Consider the following 23,226-nt stretch of genomic DNA (forward strand, 5'->3'; position numbering starts at 1 on the left):
CCGGTCAGCCGTGGTGGGAGTCGCCGGGCGGCGGGCGGCGGCGGCTGATGAGCACCACGGCCAGCACCGCGAGCACGACCAGTACCCCGGCCACCACCCCTATCGCGACCAGGGCGGATTCATCCCCCGCCGCGCGAGAGGCGGCGGCCGGTTCGGTGCGGTGCGGGGAGGGGGCCGCGGTGGGCTCGGCGGAGGGCGGCGGCGTGGTCCGGTCCGCGAGCGCCCTGGCGGGGGCGATCACCCCGTAGCCGTAGCGCGGATCGTGGCCCGCCGAGCCCTTCCGGTCGGCCGTGTCGATCAGCTTCCGGACGATCTGGCGGGAGTTCCAGCGGGGGTGCTCCGAGCGCAGCAGCGCCGCCCCGGCGGCGACCCAGGGCGCGGCGTAGCCGGTGCCGTCACCGGTCCAGTAGTCGTTGTTGCCCGCCGTGGTGAGGATGGCGACGCCGGGCGCGGCGAGCGTGATGCCCCTGCCGTGGTGGGACGAGGTCCACACGGCGCCCTTCTTGTCGGTGGCCACGACGGCGACCACCCCGGGGAGGGCGGCCGGGTACGTGGGCCGGTTGCCGTCCTTGCCGTTGTCCCCGGCGCCCGCCACGACCACGGCGTCCTGGGTCGCGGCGTACTTCACCGCGGACTTCAGGGCGGGGCTGGGGTGCTTGAAGGACACGGCCACGTGGATGATGTGCGCGCCATGGCTCGCCGCGTGGCGGATGGCCCGGGCGGTGGCCGCGAGCTGGGGTTTTCCGTTGCGGTACACCCCGAGCGGCATGACCCGGGCCCGGGGCGCGAGCCCGTACACCCCGTCGCCGCGGTAATTGCGGCCGGTGCCGACGATGATGCCCGCGGCGTGAGTGCCCTGCTCGTCCGCGTTTCCGTCGTCCCGGGTGACGGGGCTGCCGCCGCCCGCGAAATCCTTTCCGGCGGCGACCCGCCCGCGCAGATCCGGATGGGTTGCGTCCACCCCGGTGCCGACGACCGCGACGGTCACTCCGGCACCCTTGCTGAATTTCCACGCACGCTCCGCCTTGAGCGTGGTGAGCGCCCATTCGGAATCGTGCAACGCACCGCTGCCGGAATCACTCGCCGCGGCCGGCGTGGCCAGCGCGAGGGTCATCGCTGCGATGACCACTCCGGCCCGGCCGGCGCATGGATGGCGTGACATCACGTGACCTGACATTACGTCACCTACTCTCGTCGCACGGGACGCAAGGCCGTCGGGCCCCTTTCATCTTGGACAGCCCCCGGAAGTACTGACACCCGCGGGCGAGGGATCCGCCCTTCCCCTCTTCGGGGGAAAGGTCCGGGGCCCAAGAAGCCGGCGCTCCCCGAAATGGGGGAGGAAAGAGGTCCGCCGAAGGTGCACTCACCGCTCCCCCGGGCGCGGGTACTACCTCCTTTGCGGGTGACGCACTCTGGGTCTCGACGGCGATAAGAGCCTCCTGTCGAGGGAGTCGCGATGCAGCGTTTCCGAACGTTCAGTGAGCGCACGGGAGAGCCGGGCGATCGAGCGGACGTGACCACCCACCGGCGAAACGGGAGCCCTGTGCGGACCCGTTCGCCGCGGCGGAGGACGGCGGGTCTGCCCGGTCTGGCGCTGCGGTTCGCCGTGGTCGGCGGGGGCGGTGTGCTGGTGAATTCGGCGGCGCTTTTCGCGCTCTACCACTGGGTGGGGCTGCCGCTTCTGGTGGCGTCCGGCATCGCGGTGGAACTGGCCGTGGTCCACAACTATCTGCTCAACGACCGGTGGACCTTCGCCCTGCGCACGCCGTCGGCCGGACGTTTCGTCAAATTCAACATATCCGTGCTCGGCGGACTCGCGATCAACGTCGTGCTCGTCTGGTCGCTGGTGCACGCCGGAATGCATCTCCTGCTGGCGAATTGCCTCGGCATCGCCGCCGCGTTCGCGGTCAACTTCGTGTGCAGTACCGGCTGGGTGTGGGGGAGGCGAAGCCGATGATGATCCCGATCGTCTATCTGGTGCTGGTGTCGGTCTCGGTGCTGCTCACCGTGCAGTCGAGCCACGTCCTCTACCTCATGCTCTACACCTGGGACCGGGCGGACGCCGAGCGGAAGGCCCGGGCGCCGGAGACCTTCATTCCGCCGCGGCTCTCCTTCAGCGTGCTGCTGCCCGCCCGGCATGAGGAAGACGTCATCCAGTCCACGATCGAGCGGGTGGTGCGCGCCGACTATCCGGCCGAATTGCTGGAGGTCTTCGTGATCTGCTCACAGGACGACGACGGCACCGTGAAAAAGGCCGAGGAGAAGATCGACCAGCTGGCCCGGGAAGGGCTGCACAACGTGCGGGTCGTGGTCTTCGACGACGGGCCGATCAACAAGCCGCACGGGCTCAACACCGCCCTGCCGCAGACCGCCAACCAGGTCGTGACCATCTTCGACGCCGAGGACGACATCCACCCGAAGATATTCCGGCTCGTCAACACCGTGATGGTGCAGGAGCGGGTCCGGGTGGTGCAGGCAGGCGTCCAGCTCATGAACTACCAGTCCAACTGGTATTCCACGCTGAACGTCCTGGAGTACTTCTTCTGGTTCAAGAGCCGGCTGCACTACCACGCCCACCACGGCTCCATCCCGCTCGGCGGCAACACCGTCTTCTTCTCCCGTGCCCTGCTGCTGAAGCTCGGCGGCTGGGACGACCGCAACCTCACCGAGGACGCGGACATGGGCCTGCGGATCTCGGCCATGGGCGAGCGGGTGCGCGTGGTCTACGACGACCGGTATGTGACCAAGGAGGAGACCCCGCCCACCCTCGGCCACTTCATCCGGCAGCGCACCCGCTGGAGCCAGGGCTTCATGCAGACGCTGAAGAAGGGCACCTGGAAGAAGATGCCGACGCGCAAACAGCGCTGGCTGGCCTTCTACGTGCTGGTGTTCCCGCGCGGGCAGGCGCTGCTCGGCCTCTATCTGCCGATCTCGCTCGGCATGATCCTGATCCTCAAGGTGCCGGTGCTGATCGCGCTCTGTTCGTATCTGCCCGTACTGCTGCTGGTCGCGCACTTCCTGGTGCAGATGGTCGGCCTGTACGAGTTCACCGACGCCCATGGCCTCGAAGCCTCGCCGAAGGCCGTCGTCCGGATGGCGATCGCCTGGTTCCCGTTCCAGATGGTCCTCGCGTACGCCGCGCTGCGGGCCATGCGGCGGCAGATGGCCGGCCGCCACGACTGGGAGAAGACACAGCACGTGGGCGCCCACCGGGGCCCGACCGAGGAGGCGGAGTCGCGTGTCGCATGACCCCGTGCCCCACCGGGCACCCTCGAACCCGGCCACCGCCGACCAGGACCGGGCCGCCCCGCAGCGGCCCCCCGCGCGGCGCCGCCGCCGGTTCTCCGTGGAGCGCGGCTGGTTCCCGCCGCTGGGGAACGCCGGGCGGATCGCCCTGGTGCTCTCGCTGCTGACCGGAGCGCTCACCCACGGCTACCACCTGTTCCGCTACCCCCTCTACCTCACCGACGAGGGCATCTACATGCAGCGGGCCTGGTCGCTGGTGCGGGAGACCAGCCTGTCCCCCTACACCTACGACTACGACCACGCCCCGGCGGGCTGGATCACGCTGGCCGGCTGGGTCTTCCCGCTGCCGAAGCAGTTCGAGACGTTCGGCAACGCGATCAACACCGGTCGCTTCCTGATGCTGCTGGTGCACGTCGCGAGCGTCTATCTGCTGTTCGAGGTCACCCGGCGGCTGTCGGGCAGCACGCTGGCCGCCACCATCGCCGCGTTCTTCTTCAACGTCTCGCCGATCGCGGTCTACTACCAGCGCCAAGTGCTGCTGGACAACCTGATGATGTTCTGGCTGCTGCTGAGCCTGTTCGCCCTGCTGCGCCGGGAGACCACCATCAGATCGGTGTTCGGCGGCGGGTTCGCCCTGGGACTCGCGCTGATCACCAAGGAAAACGCGATCTTCTTCGTGCCGAGCTTCACCTATCTGCTCTACCGGCGGATCAAGGGGTCGGCGAGCCACCGGTTCCTCCGGACCCTCTGGCCGTTCGCCGCGGCGGCTCCGATCGGCGCCTATGTGACGTACGCGCTGCTCAAGAACGAGCTTCTGCCGACCGGTTTCGACTTCGACCTGAACAATCCGCCCGCGGACCACGTCTCGCTGCTCTACACCCTGTGGTGGCAGCTCAACCGCAGCCAGGGCACCCTGCTCAGCCACCACGGTCTGCTCTACACGAGCTGGCTGATGCGCGACTCGTTCATGCTGATCGTCGGGTTCACGGCGATGCTGCTGTGCCTGTGGTGGGGGCTGCGGGACCGGCAGCGCAACCTGGGCTATCTGATCGTCGGCACCCTGGCCTTCGGCTACACCTTCTACCTGCTGCGCGGCAGCGTGGTGCTGGACTTCTACGTCGCGCCGCTGATCCCCATGTTCGCGATCAGCATCGGCATGGCCGTGGACCGACTGCTGAAGGCCTCTTTCCAGAGTCGTTTCATGCGGCAGGCACATTCCCTCGTACGGGTCGGCGTGCCGTCGCTGGTCGCCGTCGTCCTGGTGATGTCACCGTCCTCCGGATATCTGGTGCACACCAATACCGAGGGCCATGTGCAGATAGCGGACCAGTACCAGTCCAAGATCAATCTCACCAAAATGCAGCACGACCAGATCGCCTGGGTGCGTAAACACGTCCCGCCCAATTCGCGCATCATCATGGACGACGACCTATGGGGAGAGCTGCACGATGTGCGTCCGTTCTACCCCTACGCGCATTCGCACTGGAACGCCTCGTCCGACCCCGATGTGCGCGACAAGCTGTTCAAAAAGAGATGGCAGAACATCGACTACATCATCATGTCGAACAAAATGCGCAAGTCGATGGCGACGAATAACGCCGACGGCCGCGAAAACTGGATCCTCAAGGCCCTGCAGAATTCCGACCGGGTCTGGTCGGACATCCAGGGCAACATCAAGCTCGAAATCTACCGGGTGCAATAGCCGCGGGAAGAGGAGGTGAAGGCCATGCCTGAGTACGACGACTGGGATGTTCCGGAGGACAGGGATGTTCCCGAGTACGAGGAGGAATCCCCGGCCGGGAACGACCCGGGCGACAAGCCCAAGAAGAAGCTCACCTGGAAGACGGTCCTGCTCGCTCTCGTGGTCTTCGCGATCGTCGGATCGCTCGTGCAGGTGATCGCGCGCGGTGGCTTCGGTGGCGCCCTCGACACCACCGGCAACGGAGGCGGCGGCGCCCCGAAGAAGGGGCATCCGCACGAGCGGCAGGAGGTACGGCCGCCCAAGCAGCCCAAGACCATCAAGCTGGGCAACCAGCGCGTCCCGCAGGCGTCCGGCCCGATCATCGTGCTCAACCCGGGCCTGGTGACCCCAGGCGGCAAGGCGACGGTCGAGGGCGGCGGCTTCGGCAAGAAGTCCACCGTGGACCTGCTGCTCAAGGCCCGGGCGTCGGACACCAAGGGCCGGGCCATCGGCAGCGTCCGCACCGACCGCTACGGCTCGATCTACGCCCGGTTCACCGTGCCCGAGTCCAACAGCGGCCGGCCCGCCACCCTCGTCGCCCAGCAGCGCGGCAGCGCCAACGCGGCCGAGGCCAAGGTGATCACCGGCGGCGCGGTCGGCACCGCGCGGATCAACAAGCTGGTCGGCCGGCCGGGCGACACCGTCTCGGTCAGCGCCCACGGCTTCCGGCCCGGCGAGTCGATCGACGTGTTCTGGGGACGGACCACCGGCGTCCCCGTCACCACGCTGCACACCGACAGCGGCGGCAGCGTGGGCCGCGCGGACATCAAGGTCGGGGTGGCCCCGACCGGCAACAGCACGCTGGTCCTGGTGGGCAAGCGCAGCAAGACCACGGCCACCGCGCCCTTCCAGATGCTGGCCATGTACCCGTCGATGAAGTCCAAGCCGTACGCGCTCAAGGCCGGTCAGCGGATCACGCTGTCCGCCAACAAGTTCGCGCCCGGCGAGCGGGTGCTGGTCTACATCAACCGCAACAGCGGGCTGCCCGCCTTCACCGCCCAGGCGAACGGCATGGGCCAGATCCGCGACGTGGCGTTCAACGTGCCGTTCGGACTCAAGGGCCGGCAGACGCTGATGGCGATCGGCGACCAGAGCCGGGCCGTGGTGCGCTCGGGGTTCACGGTGCTGCCGTACACCCCGTCCGCCGAGCCCAGCGCCTTCGGCGGCCGGGCGGGCACCACGCTGAGCTTCTACGTCGCGGGCTTCGCCCCGGGCGAGACGGTGACCGCGTACGCCGGTTCCGGCTCCACCGGGCAGCGGAAGATCGCGACCTTCCAGGTCGACAGCCGCGGCAAGGCGTCGGCGGTGGGCTCGTACCGGATCACCCCGGCCGACGAGAACGGCGTCGCCTTCCAGCTCATCGGCCAGAAGAGCGGCGGCATCGCCAAGGCGAGCATCAACATGTCCTCGGGCCACGGACAGAACGATTAGGTACGACGGTGACGCCGGTGACGTCGGCGAAGACGCCCGAAGCGGGAACGTGGGCCGGCAGGTCCGTCCGGCCGCCTTCAGGGCCCCTGGGCCCACGTTCGCGATAGTCCGGAGATGTACCATGCGTCCTGGAGTGTCCTATGAGTATTATTTTCGGCCCCAACTCGCGAAGAGTCCTCCAGTTCCTGACCCATATCGAGGACCTCTCCCCCGAAGAAATCGACCGGGTGGCCGATCTGTGGAAGCAGACCTCCAGCCAGACCCGGGCCGAGGGATGGGCGGAGGTCCACCGCACCACGACCGACGAGGAGCGGTACCGCATCCTCGTGGCCGCCGCCGTCGCGCGCCGCGCCGCCCTGGACGCGGCCCGTAACCACCGCCGTCACGACTGGGCCTTCTGGGCCGCGGTGTGGGACGCCGCGGCGGCGGTCGCCGTGTGCGACCGCATCGGAAGCCACTACAACGTGCTGGTCGCGCCGCTCGCCGCGGTCATGCCGTCGCTGGCGCACTGCCGGCGCGATGAACTCAGCATCCGCGAACTGCAGGGTGCCGTCCTCAAGGGAGGTGGGTAGCGATGGGTGACGACCGGATCGACGTTGTGGTGGCCGATGACGACCCGGCAGTCCGGGAAGCCCTCGCGGACCTCATCGACTCCCACCCCGACCTGGAGCTCGTGGGGCTGGCCATCGACCACGAGCAGGCCGTGCGCGAGGCGGTCGAGCACCACCCCCGCGTCGTGATCATGGATGTGCACATGCCCAAGGGCGACGCCCCGGGCAGCGTCCGCGCCATCCGTGACCAGGCCCCCGGCGCCCGCGTGGTCGCGCTGTCCGCCCACGGCGACCGCGAGACCGTCCTCAACATGCTCGCCGTCGGCGCCACCGGCTACCTGGTCAAGGGCACCCCCGCCGAGGAGATACTCGAGGCGATCAACCGGGCCGCCCGCGACCAGTTCTCCATGTCCGCCGACCTCCTCACCGACTGCGCCGAACCCCTGCGCCGCGCCGACCGCGCCTCCTGGCGCTTCGAGGACCTGGTGGGCGGCCGGCTGGAGGAGTCGTATCTGGACCTGCTCGGCCACGCCCCCTGCGGCGTGCTGGTCCTCGGCTCCCGCGGCCGGATCGAGTTCGCGAACGCACACGTACGGCACATGTTCGGCTACAGCTCGTCCGAGATGCGCGACAAGCGGCTGCGGGACCTCGTCCCCGAGCGCTACCGCACCGCCTCCGAACAGCTCGTCGGCCGGGTGTTCAGCGCGCCGTCGGCGATGGCGGGCCGCCGCCGGGACGGCACCGAGTTCCCCGCCCAGTTCAGCGGCGGCCATCTGCAGGGCAAGCGGGCCCGCGGCGTGGTCTTCGTCGCCGACCTGAGCCAGCTGCGGGCCGCCGAGAGCCGGTTCCGCCAGCTCATCGAGTCCTCCCCGGACGCGATGATGATCGTGGACACCGCCGGGCGCATCCAGGCCGCCAACAACCGCACCGAAGCCCTCTTCGGCTACGACCGCGACCATCTCATCGGCCGCGCCGTCGAGGCGCTGCTGCCCGACCAGCCGCTGACCATCTCGCTGCGCGAATGGGACGAGACCGAGGAACCGCTCGGCCACAGCATGGAGCTGGTCGGCCGGCGCAGCGACGCCAAGCAGTTCCCGGCCGACGTCAGCATCAGCCCGCTGCGCACCGAGGAGGGGCTGCTGACCGTCCTGACCGTCCGCGACATCACCGAGGTGCAGCGCGCCCAGTTCGTCCTGGAACGCAGCCTGGAGCTGCTGGAGGTCACCGACCGGGACCGGCAGGCCCTGCTCAGCCATCTCGTGCACGCCCAGGAGGCCGAGCGCGGGCGGATCGCGGCGGACATCCACGACGACACCATCCAGGTGATCACCGCGGCCAGCCTCCGGCTCCAGCAGCTGCGGCGGCGGCTGCGGGACCCGGAGGAGCAGCGGGTGATGGACAAGCTGGACGAGACCCTGAAGCTGTCGCTCAGCCGGCTGCGCCAGCTGATCTTCGATCTGCGGCCGTCCAGCCTGGAGCACGGCTGCCTGGCCGCCGCGCTGCGCGGACTGCTGGAGCAGATCCGTACCGAGACCGGCCTCACCTACCGGCTGGAGGACCGGCTCGCGGCCAAGCCGCCCGCCGAGACCATGGCGCTGATCTACCGCACCGCGCAGGAAGCCCTGATGAACGTGCGCAAGCACGCCCGGGCGAAGACGGTGCACGTCCAGCTGCTCGGGCTCGACGAGGGCTGTCTCGTACGGATCGTCGACGACGGCCAGGGCTACAACCCCCTCGAGGTCGAATCCCGCCCGGGCCACCTCGGGCTGTCCCTGATCCAGGAACGGGCCCAGATCGCGGGCGGCTGGTGCCGTATCGAGAGCGCCCCGGGCGCGGGCACCACCGTCGAGTTCTGGGTGCCGCTGGGCGACCCTCCGCCGATCCCGGCCCTCGGCGCGCCATCCCTCGGCTGCCCGTCCCCGGAAGGGGAACCGGAGCCGTGACCGCCCCGGCGGAGCTGACCAAGGTCCTGATCGTCGAGGACCACCGGGTGGTCGCCGAGGGACTGTGGGCGCTGCTGGCCGAGTACGGCGACCTGACCGTGGTCGGCTGGGCGGACTCGGTCGCCGAGACCGTGCCCATGGCCAAGGAGCTGTCCCCCGATGTGGCCCTGGTCGACTTCCGGCTGCCCGACGGCACCGGGGCCGACGCGGCCGCGGGCATCCGGGCCCATGACCCCTCCACCGCGATCGTGATCCTCAGCGCCGACGCCAGCGACTCGGCGCTGCTGGCCGCGGTGGAGGCGGGCGCCTGCGGCTATCTGCTGAAGTCGGCGAGCGGCGACGAGATCGCCTCCGCCATCCGCTCCGCCGCCGAGGGCGAGACGCTGATCCCGGCCGGCACCCTGGTGGAGGTGCTGTCCCGGCACCGCGAGTCGGCGCGCTCGACCGCCGAGCAGACCGGGCGGCTGGAGAGCCTGACCCGGCGCGAGCAGGAGATCCTCACCCTGATGAGCCAGGGCCTGGACAACCGGGCCATCGCGGAGCGCTTGCTCATCAGCTACGCGACCGTCCGCACCCATGTGCGCAAGATCCTGGAGAAGCTCGAGGTCCGCTCGCAGCTGGAGGCCGTCGCCAGGGCCACCGAGTGGGGTTTCCGGCCCGTGGAACCGGAGTAGCGCCTCGGTCAACCGGGGGCGGACGAATGGGGGACAAAATCCCCCCGCTGTTGGAATTCCGGACAGCACTCACCGAGTTCCCTTCCCGTGCGCGTAGCTGGACCTCCGTTCCGTCGTTCCCGTCCGTTCCGTCGCTCTCGTTCCATGGGCAGGTGAGTCAACGTGGCGCTTCGCGTTCTGATCGCAGACGATCATGCGGTGGTCAGGCAGGGCCTGCGCATGATCCTCGGGCTCGACAACGAGATCAAGGTGGTCGGCGAGACGACCAACGGCCGGGAGGCCGTACGGCTGGCCCGCGAGCTGTGCCCCGACGTCGTCCTCATGGACCTGCTGATGCCCGTGATGGACGGAGTGTCGGCCACGGCGGAAATCCGCCAGGACATCCCCGAGGTCGAGGTGGTCGCGCTGACCAGCTCCCTCGACGACGCCATGGTGATGGGCGCGGTACGGGCCGGGGCGATCGGCTTCCTGCTGAAGAACGCCGAGGCCGACGACCTGAGGAACGCGGTGAAGGCCGCGGCCGCCGGCCAGATCCATGTCTCCCCCGCCGCGATCTCCCGGCTGATGGGCCAGGTCCGCGAGCCGAGCGGACCCGAACAGCTCACCGAGCGGGAGACCGAGGTCCTGACGATGCTGGCCCGCGGCAAGGCCAACAAGGAGATCGCCCGCGACCTGCGCATCGGCCAGCAGACCGTGAAGACCTACGTGAGCCACATCCTGACCAAACTCGGCGTGCACAGCCGGACCCAGGCGGCGGTGTACGCGGTGCAGTCGGGCCTGGTGCCGGCCGGTGAGCTGACCCCGCCCGAGGCACTGGAGTCCACGACGAGGGAGCAGTGGTGGTCGGCGTGATCGCTTTTGGGATACATGGGCACCGGTACGGGCACGGCTTCACGCCGGTGAGGTGGCGGCGCCGTCGCACCGCGCTCGCCGAGGTGACCGAGCAGGTCCTCGTCGGCGAGCCGGGCGACGAGGTGCTGCGGCTGATCGCCCACCGGCTGCGCGAACTGCTGGGCGCCGACCTGGCGCGGATCATGGTGCTGGAGCCGGGCGACATCCTGGCGGTACGGGCCACCGACGGCGCCCCGGAGGCCGTCCCCCGTGGGCTGCTGACCCCGGGCGGGTCCGCCCCCGCCCGTCAGGCCATCCGCGCCGGACGCCCCACGGTCTCCGGGGGCGAGCCCAAGCGCCCCACCCTCTTCGGCCTCTTCCAGCGGGTTCCGCACGACGCGGCCCTGGCCTGCGTACTGGACGCGCCACTGCTGGTGCGCGGCCAGACCGCGGGCGTGATCGAGGTGGCGACACGGCGCGGCGGCCGACGGCTCACCCGGGCCGATGTGAAGACCGTCCGGATGTTCGCGGAGCCCGCCAGGCTCGCCGTGGCCCGGCTCCGCGGCCGCGAACAGCTGCGCCGGGTGGCCGCCACCGCCGCCGCGGGCGCCGGGCAGAATTCCGTACGGCGGGCCCTGGACTCCCTGGCCGCGGCCGCGGTGGCCCGTACCACCGCCGCGAGCTGCACCGTCTACCTGCTGGAGCCCGGGCCGGGCGCCGTCCTGCGCATGGCGGGCGGCGGCCACGGGCACACCCCGCCGTCCCGCAGAATCGCGCTGGAGGCGATCGCGGGCGCCACGCCGGTGATCCACCAGGGCGGGACCGGGACCGGGGAGGCTCCGGCGCGGGGTGCGGTGGCCGCCTGGCCGCTGCTGCGCGAGACCACCGTGATCGGCGCGATGTGCTGCCACTTCCCGGCGGGCCGCCGCCCCGGCGAGACCGACATGACCGTCCTGGAGGTCATCGCGGGCCACGCGGCGTGCGCCGTGGAGACCGACCGGCAGCGCGCCGCCGCCCGGGAGACGGCGGTACGGGAGGAACGGCAGCGGGTCTCCCGGGAGCTGCACGACTCGGTCTCGCAGGCGCTGTACGGCATCGCGCTGGGCGCCCGTACCGCCCGTGAGCTGCTGGAACGCGATCTGGCCGAGCCGACCGGGGTGGTCCAGCTGGCGCAGCTCGCCGAGCCGATCGAGTACATCCGGCGGCTCGCGGACGTCGCGATCGCCGAGACCCGGACCCTGCTGTGCCAGCTGCGGCCCGAGTCGCTGGAGGCCGAGGGCCTGGTCGCCGCGCTCACCCAGCACGTGGAGACGCTGCGGGACCGGTACGGCATCACGGCCGAGGCGACGCTCGGGTCCGAGCCGGAGACCACACCGGAGGCCAAGCACGCCCTGTACCGGATCGCGCAGGAGTCGCTGCACAACATCGCCAAGCACTCCCGGGCCCGGAAGGTCACCCTCCACCTGCTCAGCGGCCCCGACACGGTCACGCTGACCGTGGCCGACGACGGCGTGGGCTTCGACTCCCAGGGCACGTTCCCCGGCCATCTGGGGCTGCTGTCGATGCGCGAACGGGCCCGGGAGGTGGGCGGCACCCTGCTCGTGGACAGCCGCCCGGGGCAGGGAAGCCGGATCCGGGCCACGGTCCCGGCCGAGCCGTGAGCCGAACCCGAGCGACATATGAGACATTACTGCCCCTCCATGTCGGACTCCGTGAAGGGAAAACCGGGGTGATCGTCGTCGGGAACCACACGCGGGAACCGGATCTGCGGGCCGCGCTGGCGGCGGTCGAGGACGGCCTCGTAGGGGCCACCCGCAGCGACGTGCCGTTCATCAGCGAGGCCGCCCGCCATCTGGCCCGCCCGGGCGGCCGCCGGTTACGGCCGCTGCTGGTGCTGCTGGCCGCCCAATTCGGCGATCCGGACGCGCCGGGCGTGGTGCCCTCGGCGGTCGTCGTCGAACTGACCTATCTGGCGACGCGCTACCACGACGACGTACGGCACGAGGCGAACGCCTCGGTCGCCGTGCTCATCGGCGACTTCCTCTTCGCCCGGGCCTCGCGCCTGCTGGCCGGGCTGGGGCCACGGGCCGTACGGCTCCAGGCCGACGCGTTCAAGCGCCTGGTCAGCGGCCAGATCCTGGAGACGACCGGCCCCCGCGACGGCCACGACCCGGTCGCCCATCACCTGCGGACCCTGGCCGCCCGCACCGGCGCCCTCACCGCCGTCTCCGGCCGTCTCGGCGCGCTGGCCTCGGGCGCCGGCGAGGAGATCGCGGACGCCCTCGCGGTGTACGGCGAGCGACTGGGAGTGGCCCGCCACCTCGCCGCCGAACTGCGCTCCCCGGTCCAGGGCGCCCCCACGCTGCCGGTCCTCCTCTCCGGCGACGCCTCGGCCCCGGCCGTGGCCGAGGCCCGCCAGGAGGTGCACCGCCAATGCGCCGCGGCCCGCAAGGCCCTCACCGACCTCCCCGAGGGCCCGGCCCGCGAGGCCCTGGCGGACCTGTGCGACACGGTGATCCAGGACGGCTGACGGCTCAGGGCCACTGCCCCCGAGGACCACTGACGGCTCAGAACGGCCGCTCGCCCCGCGACAGCGCCTCCCCGAATCGCCGCAACCGTGCCAGCGCCCCGGGGTCCAGCGCCTCCCGCCGCCGTACCAGCGCCCGCGCAACGGCGCGCCGCGCCCCCGCGCCACGGCGCCGGCACTCGCCCGCGCCACCGCACCGGTACGCGCTCGCGCCCGCCCCCTCGCCCTGTCCCCTGTGCGTCTCCACCCCACGGAAACCCCGGCCCCGCGCCACCCGATTCCACCCCACGTCCCGGGCCGCCGGGACGACCGCTACGGCGGCCACCAGTTGTGGCTGACCACCAGCATCACCTGAAGCTGCACGCTCGCCGAGTAGTACCGGTCCGGTACCGGCGGCGACGCCGCCATCCACTCCCACAGCGCGTCCAGCCACTCCTGCCCGCCGCCACCCACCATCGCGGCCACCCCGAAGGGGGCGACGAACGCCCCCGCCGCGCCCTCCCCGTACGCCGCACCGTCCAGCCGGTATCCGCACCGGATGCGGCCCGGGTCGCCGTGCGTCGCCGCTCGCATCCACCGCCCCATCCGCCCGGCCACCGCCCGCGCCCGGGCATCGCCGCTCACCACCGCGTCCACCCCGATCCGCCAGGGGACACGGCAGGCGTTCCAGTGGTGATCACCGTCGTGCGCGCTCTCCAGCACCTGCCCCGGCGCGGGCTTCGGATCGGTCCTCGCATCCACCACGAAGTCCGGCAGCAGCCCGGTCTCCGGCGCGTACTGCCGCTGCAGCGCCCCCGCCAGCGACAGATGCGCGTCCAGCGCCTCGCCCCACCGCGGGTCCCCCGTCGCCGCCCGGAACGCCCTGAAGTGGCCGGGCATCCAGTCCGAGGTGCGGGAGACCTCGTCGAAGTGGCCCGAGGACCAGTCGCCCAGCTTGATCGGCCCGCCCGCCGCGGGCAGTCCGGTCTCCCGGACGGCCTCGATCCGCCGTATCGCCCGCGCCAGGTAATCGCCACCCCACTGCCGGTCCGCGAGCAGCAGCCCGTAGGCGATGTCCAGGTCACCGTCGGTCGCGGAATTCGCCCCGCCGACGTCCCGCCCCGCATCGTCCTGCTGGGCGGCGTGCAGTTCGGGATGACCGGCGGAGGGATGGTCGAGGACATACCGGAGGATTCCGTCGAAGACATCCCGCGCGTCGGGGTCGGCGCCCGCCATCAGCGCGCTGATCACCATGCCGTACCCCTGCGCCTCGGCGACGTACGGATACGCCGCGTCGGGGGCGTACACCGCGCACGAGCCAGCGCTCCGGGACCGTACGAAATGGCTCTTCCACAGCAGGTAGTGCTCCAGCACCCGCCGGTCCGCCGCCACCGGATCGCCGGAGAGCCGCAACGTGCCGGGGGCGTACGGGAACGCATGGCCGCCGAACGGCACGACCGGCCCACCGGCCCTCATCGCAGCGGCCGCCGCCGCGCCCGCCGCGACCAGTGCACGGCCAGGAAGATCACATCGGCCACGAACACCGCCACCCCGACGACCAGCAGGTATCCCAGCCCGTGCACCACCGTGCCGATGAGCCCGAGCACCATCGCCACGATCACGAAGAAGAGGAAGAGAGCCACCGCGCGACACCTCCCCGGCCCCTCGATCGAGGGCAGCCGTCAACGGCGGGCGAGCCGCCGCTGACCGCCCGCGCCCGCCTGGTACGCCTTGCCGTAGTACTGGAAGATCGCGCCCTCCTCGTCGGCGGGCAGCACATCGTCCACACCGAGCGACGGGGCCTTCTTCACCAGCGCCCGCGCGTACGACACCTTGACGTAGCCCGGTCCCACGATCGCGTCGTCCACGGGGACGAAAACCAGACGGTGCCGGGTGGGCATCCCGGTACGGACCGTCGCCATCTGCGGCTCGTCGTTGGCCGTGGACACATAGACCGACTCCAGCGCGCCGATCTTGCGGCCTTCGTCGTCCACGACATCGCGGTCGCGCCACTCACGGATATCAGCCGGCTGGATCATGACCATCACCCTCCGCCCTGGCGGCCCTGACCGCCCTGTACACATCCAGGCTGCGCCTCGAGACGGTGTTCGACAACTGACCGAAATGATCAGGCGTGTGCCCTCGGCGGAGGGGTACTCGGGCGTCGGAGGTTGATAATCATGGTCCCCCTTCTCGTGGTACTGCTTCTCGCGCTCCTTCTCTTCGGTGCCGGGTTCGCCCTGAAGGCACTGTGGTGGATCGCCGTGATCGTTCTAGCTGTCTGGCTCCTCGGATTCATCATCCGTCCCACGACGGGCGGCCGCCGAGGCCGCTGGTACCGCTGGTAGCACGGCCATAAGGAAGGAGTGGGGCCCGACCGGATTCCCGGTCGGGCCCCACTCGTGCGTGCGCGCTCGTACGGTGCTGCTGAACCAGGGCGGACACGCGCCAGGGCCGAGCCGTGATACGGCTCGGCCCTGATCAGTCGGCGATCAGTCGGCTTTGGCCGGCGCCCAGGCCGGTCAGTCGGCCAGCAGACCGCGTCGCAGCCGCGTCAGCGCCTTCGTGAGCAGCCGCGACACATGCATCTGGGACACACCCAGCTCGGCACCGATCTCGGACTGGGTCATCTCCTCGCCGAACCGCATCTGGAGGATGCGCCGGTCGCGCTCGCCCAGCTGCTCCATCAACGGCTTGAGGGCGTGCAGGTTCTCCACGACCTCCATCGCGGGGTCGACCTCACCGATCCGGTCCGCGTAGGTGGTGACGCGGGTCGTTCCGGTCTCGGGGTCGGCGGGCGCGTCCAGCGACGAGGTGCTGTACCCATTGCTGGCCACCAGCCCGTCGAGGACCTCCTCCTCGCTCAGGTTCAGATGCTCGGCCAACTCGGTCGTCGTCGGCGACCGGTCCAGCCGCTGGAACAGCTCCTCGTTCGCCTTGGCCAGATCGATCCGCAACTCCTGCAGCCGGCGCGGCACGTGCACCGCCCAGCTCGTGTCACGGAAGAACCGCTTGATCTCACCGACGATGTACGGAACGGCGAAGGTCGTGAACTCCACCTCGCGAGTCAGGTCGAACCGGTCGATCGCCTTGATCAGCCCGATCGTCCCGACCTGGACGACGTCCTCCATCTCCACCGAACGATTACGGAATCGCCGGGCGGCATACCGCACCAGCGAAAGGTTGAGCTCGATCAGGGTGTTGCGCACGTACTGGTAGTCGTGCGTCCCCTCTTCCAATTCCGTCAGCCGGTCAAGGAAGACCTTGGTCAGCGCACGAGCGTCCTGTGGCGTCACCTTGGTCGGGTCCGCCACGGCCGGCAGTCCGACCACCGCGCACGCCTGCTCAGCCTCCCCTGCCATCAGCTCCGACGAGTCCACGGTTGCCGTGCCGTTCACTTCGCCCTCCCTGCCCATCGGCTTGTTGCAGCTGAACGAGGAGCCGCCTACCCACCATTCACACCTCCATGCTTTTTTCTTCGAGCGCCGACGAGGGCACCGTGGCATAACCGGGCAAATCGACCCCCAACTGACCTGGACACCCGGACCCGTTGACCCCCTCCCCGAAGCCCCGGCCCCACTGCCGACCACCGACCCTCCCCAACTCGTCCGCGACGGAGACCGGCTGGGGAAGCAGGGGCTCGATGGGTCCCCTGTTCAACGTGGTGATGATCGCCGCGCCTGCGCGGCGATCATCCTGCTCGTCGCGAAAGCCGCCAGGGCCGGATCGAGGGGCAGCCCCCTCGCCACCCACGGACGCGCCCGCCGCTCCGACGGCCGGGGGTCCGGAGGCGGCGGATCCTCCTGCGGCGCACACGGGCCACCCAGCAAAAAACCCAGGTCACACGAGGTGACCTGGGCTTCTCATGAGCCGCCTAAGGGAATCGAACCCTTGACCTACGCATTACGAGTGCGTCGCTCTGGCCGACTGAGCTAAGGCGGCATGCTGGTGGCGCCTGATCGGCAGCAGCAGCTTCGCCAAGTCTACACAGTCCCGGGGGGTGCTCCGTACGGGGTTCCGGGGCGGCGGACCGGGAGGTCAGGTGCAGCGGCGGTGGGCCGGGGCGGGGGGCCGACCGGTGAGGAGGTAGGTGTTGATCGCCGTGTCGACGCAGCGGCTGCCGCGCGCGTAGGCGGTGTGGCCGTCGCCGTCGTACGTGAGGAGGGTGGCGGAGGTGAGCTGGGAGGCGAGGGCGCGGGCCCAGCGGTACGGGGTGGCGGGGTCGCGGGTGGTGCCGACGACGACGATGGGGGCGGCGCCCTCGGCCCGGAGGGGGTGGGGGCGGCCGGTCGGGGGGACGGGCCAGTAGCCGCAGTTCAGGGCGGACCAGGCCAGGGACGCGCCGAAGACGGGGGAGGCCTTCTCGAAGGCGGGGAGGGCGGCGCGGACCTCGGCGGGGGTGCGGAACGCGGGCGGGAGGTCGAGGCAGTTGACGGCGGGGTTGGCGTACATGAGGTTGGCGTAACGGCCGTCGGTGTCGCGCTCGTAGTAGAGGTCGGCGAGGTTCAGCAGGCCCTCGCCGTCGCCGCGCCGGGCCGCGCGGAGGGCGGTGCGCAGCTGGGGCCAGGCGCCCTCGTCGTACATCGCGGTGATCACGCCGATGGTGGCGAGGGATTCGGTCAGCGTCCGGGAGCCGCCGGTGGGGACGGGGTGGGAGTCGATGCGGCGGAAGAGGGCGCTGAGCCGCGTGCGGGCGGATCCCACGGCGCCGGCGCCGAGGGGACAGCCGGAGCGGCGGAGACAGTCCCGGGCGAAGGCGGTGAAGGCGGTTTCGAAGCCGGCGGTCTGGTCGCGGTTCATGCGCCGGGAGGTCAGCGTGGGGTCGAGGGCGCCGTCGAGGACGAGGCGGCCGACGCGGGCCGGGTAGAGGTCGGCGTAGGTCGCGCCGAGGAAGGTGCCGTAGGAGGCGCCGACGTAGGCGAGTTCGCGGTCGCCGAGGGCGGCGCGCAGCAGGTCCATGTCGCGCGCCGCCTCGACGGTCGAGACATGACGGAGGATGCGGCCGGAGCGGGCCGCGCAGCCGCGCGCGAACGTCTTGTACGCGGCGACGAGCCGACGGGTCTCGGCGGAGTCGTCGGGGGTCTGGTCGGTCCGGGTGAAGGCGTCCATCTGCCGGTCGTTCAGGCAGGTGACCGGTTCGCTCCCGGCCACGCCGCGCGGGTCCATCGCGACCAGGTCGTACCGCGCGCGGACCGCCGCCGGATAGCCGATCGCCGCGAAGGTCTGCAGATAGCCGATCGCGGAGCCGCCCGGGCCGCCCGGGTTGACCAGGAGCGAGCCGATGCGGCGGGCGGGGCGGGCCGCCTTCTTCCGGGAGACCTCCAGCTTGAGGTCGCGGCCGGCGCCGGGCTTGGCGTAGTCGAGCGGGGCCTTCAGCGTGGCGCAGTCGAAGCCCGCGCCGCCGGGGCACTTGTGCCAGCTCAGGGACTGGCCGTAGTACGGCTTGAGGGCGCTGGGGACGGCCGTCGGCATGGACGCGGCGCGCGGCGCCGAGGCTCCGGCGGTGCAGCCGGAGAACAGCAGGGCGGCGCCCGCGACGGCGACGCCGATGGTGGTGAGCGTGCTGCTGCGGCTGGTGGCCATCGGCGGATCCCTCGGGTCGCGGGCGCTGGCGAGGAGCCACCAGCGATACGGAGGGTATCCGTCCGACTACGCTCCATGCGCCGACCGGCTCACTCGTACGGGTGAGGAACCGGCCCGCGCCCGCGGAGCACGGGTCTTTGGGCTCAGCCCGCGCGCAGCGCCATGGTCATCGCCTCCACCGCCAGCAGCGGCGCCACATTGCGGTCCAGCGCCTCGCGGCAGGCCGAGACCGCCTCGATCCTGCGCAGCGTCCGCTCCGGCTTCGAGCCCGCCGCGACCCGCTCCAGGGCGTCCCGTACGTCGGTGTTGGCGAGCGCGACCTGGGAGCCGAGCTGGAGGGCCAGCACGTCCCGGTAGAAGCCCGTCAGCTCCGTCAGGGCCAGGTCAAGGCTGTCGCGCTGGGTGCGGGTCGCACGACGCTTCTGGCGGTCCTGGAGGTCCTTCATGGCCCCGGCCGTGCCGCGCGGCAGCCGCCCGCCCGTACCGGCGGCGGCGCCGAGCGCGGCGCGCAGCTCCTCGGTCTCCTTGGCGTCGACCTCCTCCGCGACCTGCTTGGCGTCCTCGGCCGCCGCGTCGACCAGCTCCTGCGCTCCCTTGAGGCAGCCGCCCACGTCGTCGATGCGCAGCGGGAGCTTCAGCACCGCCCTGCGGCGGGTCCGGGCCCGCTCGTCGGTGGCCAGCCGCCGGGCGCGGCCGATGTGCCCCTGGGTGGCGCGGGCGGCGGAGGCGGCCAGCTCGGGGTCGATGCCGTCGCGGCGGACGAGGATGTCCGCGACGGCGTCCACCGGGGGCGTACGCAGGGTGAGGAGGCGGCAGCGGGAGCGGATGGTGGGCAGCACGTCCTCCAGGGAGGGCGCGCACAGCAGCCACACGGTGCGCGGCGCGGGCTCCTCGACGGCCTTCAGCAGCACGTTTCCCGCGCCTTCGGTGAGCCGGTCGGCGTCCTCCATGACGATGACCTGCCACCGGCCGCCCGCGGGCGAGAGCTGGGCGCGGCGGACGAGCTCGCGGGTCTCCTTGACGCCGATGGTGAGCATGTCCGTCCGCACCACCTCCACATCGGCGTGCGTACCGACCAGGGCGGTGTGGCAGCCGTCGCAGAAACCGCAGCCGGGGACGCCGCCGAGCGCCCGGTCGGGGCTCACGCACTGCAGCGCGGCGGCGAAGGCGCGGGCGGCGGTGGCCCTGCCGGAACCGGGCGGCCCGGTGAACAGCCAGGCGTGGGTCATCTTCGACGACGCCATGGACGGGGAGCCGGGCTCGGCCGACGCGCCGGCCGTGACCAGCGCGTCCGCGTCACGCGCGGCAGCGGTCAGCTGGGCCGCTACGCGGTCCTGCCCGACCAGGTCGTCCCATACCGCCATGACTGCCTCCGTTCGTGCCCGACGCGTCCCATTGTGGGGCACCCCACCGACAACGCCGCGAGGCGGTCAGCGGCGGCGCCGGCCGCCGCCGCCCTCGTCGTCACGGTCGCGCTCCCGGTCGCCGAGGAGTTCGTCGGCAAGGGTCGGCAGGTCGTCCAGCGGGGTCTCCTCCGCCCACTCGGGGCGCGGGCGCCGACGTCGCGGCTGGTCCTGGTGCTGGTCCTGGTGCTGGTCCTGGTCGAACTGCGGCAGCTCGCGCGTCCGGTCGTTCTCCTGCGCCCGGCCCTGGTCCTGCCCCGGCTCCTCCTTGCGGAACATCCACGGCGGAACCCGGTCGGCCGGATCGGCGGACCGCTCCTCGCGTACGGGCGGCTCGTCCCGTACGGGCGGCAGGACAGCCGTCTCATCGGTCGCGGAGGACTCCGGGGCCTGCGGCTGGGGAAGGACCGTGGTCTCCTCGACGTCCGGATCCTGCCCGGGACGCACCGGCGGGAGCACGGCCGTCTCGTCGGCGTCCGCGTCACGCGCGCGGGGATCGCGGGCGGCCCGCGGGTCGAAGCGCGGCGTCCGGACCGTCTCGGCCGCGTCCGGGGCCGCATCAGCCGCCGCACCCGATGCCGTGTCAGCCGCCGTGTCAGCCACCGCATCACCAGTCGTATCGCCCGCCGTACCGGCCGACCCCGGGAGCTCGGTCTCCACGGTCGGGGCGTCCGACGCCATCCGCGCCTGCTCCGCCCGCAGCAGCGCCTCCTCCGCCTTGCGCTGCTCCTCCTGGCGGCGCGCCGCCGCCTCGGCCCGCTCCCGGGCCTGCACCTCCGCCTTGCGGCGCAGCCGTTCCTGCTCGGCGGCGCGGGCGCGGTCCTCGGCCTCGATGCGCTTGCGGTCCTCCTCGGCCCGGCGGCGCGCGTCCTCGGCCCGCTTACGGGCCTCCTCCGCCTGCCGCTCGGCCTCGCGCTGCCGCGCCTCCTCCAGCTCGCGGCGCTTGCGCTCCTCCTCCTCGGCGCGGGCCTTGGCCAGCGCCTCCTGGCGCTCGCGCTCCAGCCGCTCCTCCTCCGCCTTGCGGGCGGTCTCTTCCTCGGCCTTGCGGCGCGCCTCTTCCTCCGCCGCCTTGCGGGCCTCCTCCTGGGCCTTCACCTCCGCCTCCGACAGCGGCAGCATCTGGTCCAGGCGGTGGCGCACGACGGAGGTGACCGCCTCCGGCAGCTGCCCGGCGTCCACGACCAGATAGCGGGCCGGGTCGGCGGCGGCGAGGGCGAGGAATCCGGAGCGCACCCGCTGGTGGAACTCGGCGGGCTCGGACTCCAGCCGGTCCGGGGCCTCGGTGAAGCGTTCGCGCGCGGTCTCCGGGGAGACGTCGAGCAGCACCGTCAGATGCGGCACCAGGCCGTTCGTCGCCCAGCGGGAAATGCGGGCGATCTCGGTCGCGGCGAGGTCGCGGCCCGCGCCCTGGTAGGCGACGGAGGAGTCGATATAGCGGTCGGAGATGACGACCGCGCCGCGCTCCAGGGCCGGACGGACCACCGAGTCGACGTGTTCGGCGCGGTCCGCCGCGTACAGCAGCGCCTCCGCGCGGTGCGAGATGCCCGCGGACGAGACGTCGAGCAGGATCGAGCGCAGCCGCTTGCCGATGGCGGTCGCGCCCGGCTCGCGGGTCACGACCACCTCGTGGCCCTTGGCCCTGACCCATTCGGCCAGCGCCTCGACCTGCGTGGACTTGCCCGCTCCGTCGCCGCCCTCGACGGCGATGAAGAATCCGGTCGCGGCCGGGGCCTCCTCCGCGCCCCCGCCGCGCAGCAGCGCCTCGCGCAGATCGCGCCGCAGCGGCACGCCCTGCCGGTCGTCGGTGCGGCCGAGGACCAGCGCCGCGATGGGCAGCAGCAGCGCGCCGACGAGCATGAGCGTGAAGGCGGCGCCGCCGTGGGCGAACACGAAGTCGCCGCTGCCGAGCCGGTGCGGCCCGATCACGGCGGCGAGCAGCGGGGCGACGACCGCGCCGAGGCCGACGGCCACGCGGACGACGGCGTGCAGGTGCTCGGTCATCCGGGGCCGGCGGGCCTCCTCCAGCTCCTGGTCCAGGAGGGAGTGGCCGGTGTTCGCCGCGACTCCGGCCGACAGACCGGCGAGCAGCGCGATCATCAGGACGGTCGTCGCGTCGTGCACCAGACCCGCAGTGAGCAGCGCGAGACCGGTCAGCGCGACCGACAGGGCGAGCAGCCGCCGCCGCGAGAGCCCCGGGAGGACCTTGGGCGCCGAGCGGATGCCGACCGCCGGGCCACCGCTGAGCACGAGCACGAACAGCGAGAAGCCGACCGGGCCACCGCCGAGGTCGACGGCCTGCAGCGCGGCGACGCCCACGGCCGCGGCGATCGCGGCCGCCACTCCGGCGCAGGCGAGGATCAGCAGCGGTACGGCGCCGGTACGGCCCTTGTCGGCACCGGTGCCGGAGACGGCGCGCGGACGGCGCAGCCCTTCGAGCGGGGAGCGCGTACGGGGCGTCTGCGCGCCGGGCAGCTCCACGAAGTAGAGGACCGAGATGGACGCGGCGAACAGGCCGGCGCCGACGTACGAGCCGAGCGCCGCCTGATGTTCGTGGAACCAGCTGACGCCCGTCCCCAGCAGCCTGCCGATGAGCATGACAACCAGCAGCCCGGCGGCGGCAAGCGGCACGCTGAGGAAGTTCGTCCGCAGCGACAGGCGGCGCAGCGCATCCATGTGGTCGGGCAGCGGGCGCACCGCGGCGCCCTCGACGGGCGGCGCGGGGAGCAGCGCGGGGGCCGCGTCGTCCTTGGCGATGGTCCAGAGGCGCTCGGCGACGCCCACGACGAAGGTGGTGATGAGCAGCCAGGCGACGGCGTCGTCGGGCGTCCAGTCGATCCACAGCGGCGCGATGAGCAGCAGGACGAGCCGCAGCCCATCCGCGCCGATCATGGTCCAGCGGCGGTCCAGCGGACCGGACGGGCCGATCAGCGCGGAGAGCGGGCCGAGGAACACCGCCCCGAACAGCAGCGTCGCGAGGAGCCGCACGCCCAGAACGGCCGCGACCGCCAGCGCCGCTCCGCGATAGCCGCCGCCGAACGAGCCCGCGGACACCGCGGCCTGCAGCGACAGCAGGACGAGCACCAGCACGGCCAGCCCGTCCGCGGCACCGCTGACGAGTTGGGCGCTCCAGAGCCGGCGTAGCGGCGGATAGCGCAGGAGGGCTCGGACGGCACGCTCGCGGGAGTCCGCGGCAAGGGCGCCGGAAGTGGGGGTCACGTCCGAAGGCTGCTCTCGCGTCATCCCGCCAGCCTATCCGGATCACGTGAATCCACGTCCCCCCGGCCGAACAAACGGGCGGGGGGACGCGGATGACGTGG

20 protein-coding genes and 1 tRNA gene are annotated in these 23,226 nt (G+C 71.9%); 11 read left to right on the forward strand and 10 right to left on the reverse strand.

Translation table 11 applies throughout. The features are described from left to right. Window positions 1–4: 4 nt before the first annotated feature. Window positions 5–1,162, reverse strand: a complete 1,158-nt coding sequence (locus ABZ562_RS04185) for a S8 family serine peptidase (protein WP_361473747.1) — start codon at window positions 1,160–1,162, stop codon at window positions 5–7. 381 nt (window positions 1,163–1,543) lie between these two features. Between ABZ562_RS04185 and ABZ562_RS04190 the strand changes: the two genes are divergently transcribed. The 10 genes from ABZ562_RS04190 to ABZ562_RS04235 all read left to right on the forward strand — a co-directional run bounded on the left by ABZ562_RS04190 (window position 1,544) and on the right by ABZ562_RS04235 (window position 12,947). After that, window positions 1,544–1,957: a GtrA family protein gene (locus ABZ562_RS04190; protein ID WP_361473750.1), complete on the forward strand. Its 414-nt coding sequence runs from the start codon at window positions 1,544–1,546 to the stop codon at window positions 1,955–1,957. Next, window positions 1,954–3,249, forward strand: a complete 1,296-nt coding sequence (locus tag ABZ562_RS04195; protein ID WP_361473752.1) for a glycosyltransferase — start codon at window positions 1,954–1,956, stop codon at window positions 3,247–3,249. Before ABZ562_RS04190 ends, ABZ562_RS04195 begins: the two co-directional genes overlap by 4 nt. Then, complete coding sequence (locus ABZ562_RS04200) at window positions 3,239–4,948, forward strand: glycosyltransferase family 39 protein (protein WP_361473755.1); 1,710 nt, start codon at window positions 3,239–3,241, stop codon at window positions 4,946–4,948. Before ABZ562_RS04195 ends, ABZ562_RS04200 begins: the two co-directional genes overlap by 11 nt. 24 nt (window positions 4,949–4,972) lie before the next feature. Then, a complete protein-coding gene (locus ABZ562_RS04205; RefSeq protein WP_361473757.1) occupies window positions 4,973–6,418 on the forward strand; it encodes a hypothetical protein in 1,446 nt (481 codons plus the stop codon). Between the two features lie 140 nt (window positions 6,419–6,558). Continuing rightward, on the forward strand, window positions 6,559–6,990 hold the full coding sequence (locus tag ABZ562_RS04210) for a hypothetical protein (RefSeq protein ID WP_361473760.1): 432 nt from the start codon (window positions 6,559–6,561) through the stop codon (window positions 6,988–6,990). Window positions 6,991–6,992: 2 nt separating this feature from the next. Further along, the gene (locus ABZ562_RS04215) at window positions 6,993–8,912 is read left to right on the forward strand and encodes a PAS domain S-box protein (protein WP_361473763.1); all 1,920 of its coding nucleotides are present in this window, start codon (window positions 6,993–6,995) and stop codon (window positions 8,910–8,912) included. Beyond that, window positions 8,909–9,586: a response regulator transcription factor gene (locus ABZ562_RS04220; RefSeq protein ID WP_361473766.1), complete on the forward strand. Its 678-nt coding sequence runs from the start codon at window positions 8,909–8,911 to the stop codon at window positions 9,584–9,586. Before ABZ562_RS04215 ends, ABZ562_RS04220 begins: the two co-directional genes overlap by 4 nt. 162 nt (window positions 9,587–9,748) lie before the next feature. After that, the gene (locus tag ABZ562_RS04225; RefSeq protein WP_009716830.1) at window positions 9,749–10,438 is read left to right on the forward strand and encodes a response regulator transcription factor; all 690 of its coding nucleotides are present in this window, start codon (window positions 9,749–9,751) and stop codon (window positions 10,436–10,438) included. Between the two features lie 83 nt (window positions 10,439–10,521). Beyond that, window positions 10,522–12,078, forward strand: a complete 1,557-nt coding sequence (locus tag ABZ562_RS04230) for a GAF domain-containing sensor histidine kinase (protein ID WP_361473769.1) — start codon at window positions 10,522–10,524, stop codon at window positions 12,076–12,078. Between the two features lie 68 nt (window positions 12,079–12,146). After that, complete coding sequence (locus tag ABZ562_RS04235; RefSeq protein ID WP_361473772.1) at window positions 12,147–12,947, forward strand: polyprenyl synthetase family protein; 801 nt, start codon at window positions 12,147–12,149, stop codon at window positions 12,945–12,947. Between the two features lie 37 nt (window positions 12,948–12,984). On the opposite strand, the gene ABZ562_RS04240 is transcribed toward ABZ562_RS04235, so the two are convergent. The 4 genes from ABZ562_RS04240 to ABZ562_RS04255 are packed head-to-tail and all read right to left on the reverse strand — an operon-like array spanning window position 12,985 to window position 14,962. Further along, window positions 12,985–13,269 carry a hypothetical protein gene (locus tag ABZ562_RS04240; protein ID WP_361473775.1) on the reverse strand — a complete coding sequence of 95 codons (285 nt, stop codon included), beginning with the start codon at window positions 13,267–13,269 and terminating at the stop codon, window positions 12,985–12,987. Beyond that, window positions 13,257–14,399 carry a glycosyl hydrolase family 8 gene (locus ABZ562_RS04245; protein WP_361473778.1) on the reverse strand — a complete coding sequence of 381 codons (1,143 nt, stop codon included), beginning with the start codon at window positions 14,397–14,399 and terminating at the stop codon, window positions 13,257–13,259. Before ABZ562_RS04245 ends, ABZ562_RS04240 begins: the two co-directional genes overlap by 13 nt. Continuing rightward, the gene (locus ABZ562_RS04250) at window positions 14,396–14,566 is read right to left on the reverse strand and encodes a hypothetical protein (RefSeq protein ID WP_361473781.1); all 171 of its coding nucleotides are present in this window, start codon (window positions 14,564–14,566) and stop codon (window positions 14,396–14,398) included. The genes ABZ562_RS04245 and ABZ562_RS04250 overlap by 4 nt, the downstream gene beginning before the upstream one ends. Window positions 14,567–14,605: 39 nt before the next feature. Next, window positions 14,606–14,962: a PRC-barrel domain-containing protein gene (locus ABZ562_RS04255; RefSeq protein WP_361473784.1), complete on the reverse strand. Its 357-nt coding sequence runs from the start codon at window positions 14,960–14,962 to the stop codon at window positions 14,606–14,608. Between the two features lie 141 nt (window positions 14,963–15,103). Here ABZ562_RS04255 and ABZ562_RS04260 point away from each other — a divergent pair, with 141 nt between their 5' ends. Further along, the gene (locus ABZ562_RS04260) at window positions 15,104–15,271 is read left to right on the forward strand and encodes a hypothetical protein (RefSeq protein WP_055547167.1); all 168 of its coding nucleotides are present in this window, start codon (window positions 15,104–15,106) and stop codon (window positions 15,269–15,271) included. Window positions 15,272–15,445: 174 nt separating this feature from the next. On the opposite strand, the gene ABZ562_RS04265 is transcribed toward ABZ562_RS04260, so the two are convergent. The 5 genes from ABZ562_RS04265 to tmk form a co-directional block, all read right to left on the reverse strand. Next, window positions 15,446–16,285, reverse strand: a complete 840-nt coding sequence (locus tag ABZ562_RS04265) for an RNA polymerase sigma factor SigF (RefSeq protein WP_361474039.1) — start codon at window positions 16,283–16,285, stop codon at window positions 15,446–15,448. Window positions 16,286–16,791: 506 nt separating this feature from the next. Then, a tRNA-Thr gene (locus ABZ562_RS04270) sits at window positions 16,792–16,865 on the reverse strand. A gap of 96 nt (window positions 16,866–16,961) precedes the next feature. Further along, the gene (locus ABZ562_RS04275) at window positions 16,962–18,506 is read right to left on the reverse strand and encodes an alpha/beta hydrolase (protein ID WP_361473787.1); all 1,545 of its coding nucleotides are present in this window, start codon (window positions 18,504–18,506) and stop codon (window positions 16,962–16,964) included. A gap of 143 nt (window positions 18,507–18,649) precedes the next feature. Then, entirely contained in the window at window positions 18,650–19,870 is a 1,221-nt protein-coding gene (locus ABZ562_RS04280; RefSeq protein ID WP_361473790.1) for a DNA polymerase III subunit delta', read from the reverse strand. A 66-nt stretch (window positions 19,871–19,936) separates the two neighbouring features. Then, the gene (tmk, locus tag ABZ562_RS04285; protein WP_361473793.1) at window positions 19,937–23,149 is read right to left on the reverse strand and encodes a dTMP kinase; all 3,213 of its coding nucleotides are present in this window, start codon (window positions 23,147–23,149) and stop codon (window positions 19,937–19,939) included. Window positions 23,150–23,226 lie beyond the last annotated feature (77 nt).

Source organism: Streptomyces sp. NPDC019937, from assembly GCF_040631655.1.
In the GTDB taxonomy this organism is placed as follows: Bacteria; Actinomycetota; Actinomycetes; order Streptomycetales; family Streptomycetaceae; genus Streptomyces.

Bases quoted from the DNA above. Each gene is read 5' to 3' on its own strand.
- ABZ562_RS04275 (WP_361473787.1), bottom strand. From the start codon at position 18,506: ATGGCCACCAGCCGCAGCAGCACGCTCACCACCATCGGCGTCGCCGTC.
- ABZ562_RS04185 (WP_361473747.1), bottom strand. From the start codon at position 1,162: ATGTCACGCCATCCATGCGCCGGCCGGGCCGGAGTGGTCATCGCAGCG.
- ABZ562_RS04265 (WP_361474039.1), bottom strand. From the start codon at position 16,285: ATGGCAGGGGAGGCTGAGCAGGCGTGCGCGGTGGTCGGACTGCCGGCC.
- ABZ562_RS04245 (WP_361473778.1), bottom strand. From the start codon at position 14,399: ATGAGGGCCGGTGGGCCGGTCGTGCCGTTCGGCGGCCATGCGTTCCCG.
- ABZ562_RS04255 (WP_361473784.1), bottom strand. From the start codon at position 14,962: ATGATCCAGCCGGCTGATATCCGTGAGTGGCGCGACCGCGATGTCGTG.
- ABZ562_RS04215 (WP_361473763.1), top strand. From the start codon at position 6,993: ATGGGTGACGACCGGATCGACGTTGTGGTGGCCGATGACGACCCGGCA.
- tmk (WP_361473793.1), bottom strand. From the start codon at position 23,149: ATGACGCGAGAGCAGCCTTCGGACGTGACCCCCACTTCCGGCGCCCTT.
- ABZ562_RS04195 (WP_361473752.1), top strand. From the start codon at position 1,954: ATGATGATCCCGATCGTCTATCTGGTGCTGGTGTCGGTCTCGGTGCTG.
- ABZ562_RS04205 (WP_361473757.1), top strand. From the start codon at position 4,973: ATGCCTGAGTACGACGACTGGGATGTTCCGGAGGACAGGGATGTTCCC.
- ABZ562_RS04210 (WP_361473760.1), top strand. From the start codon at position 6,559: ATGAGTATTATTTTCGGCCCCAACTCGCGAAGAGTCCTCCAGTTCCTG.
- ABZ562_RS04280 (WP_361473790.1), bottom strand. From the start codon at position 19,870: ATGGCGGTATGGGACGACCTGGTCGGGCAGGACCGCGTAGCGGCCCAG.
- ABZ562_RS04260 (WP_055547167.1), top strand. From the start codon at position 15,104: ATGGTCCCCCTTCTCGTGGTACTGCTTCTCGCGCTCCTTCTCTTCGGT.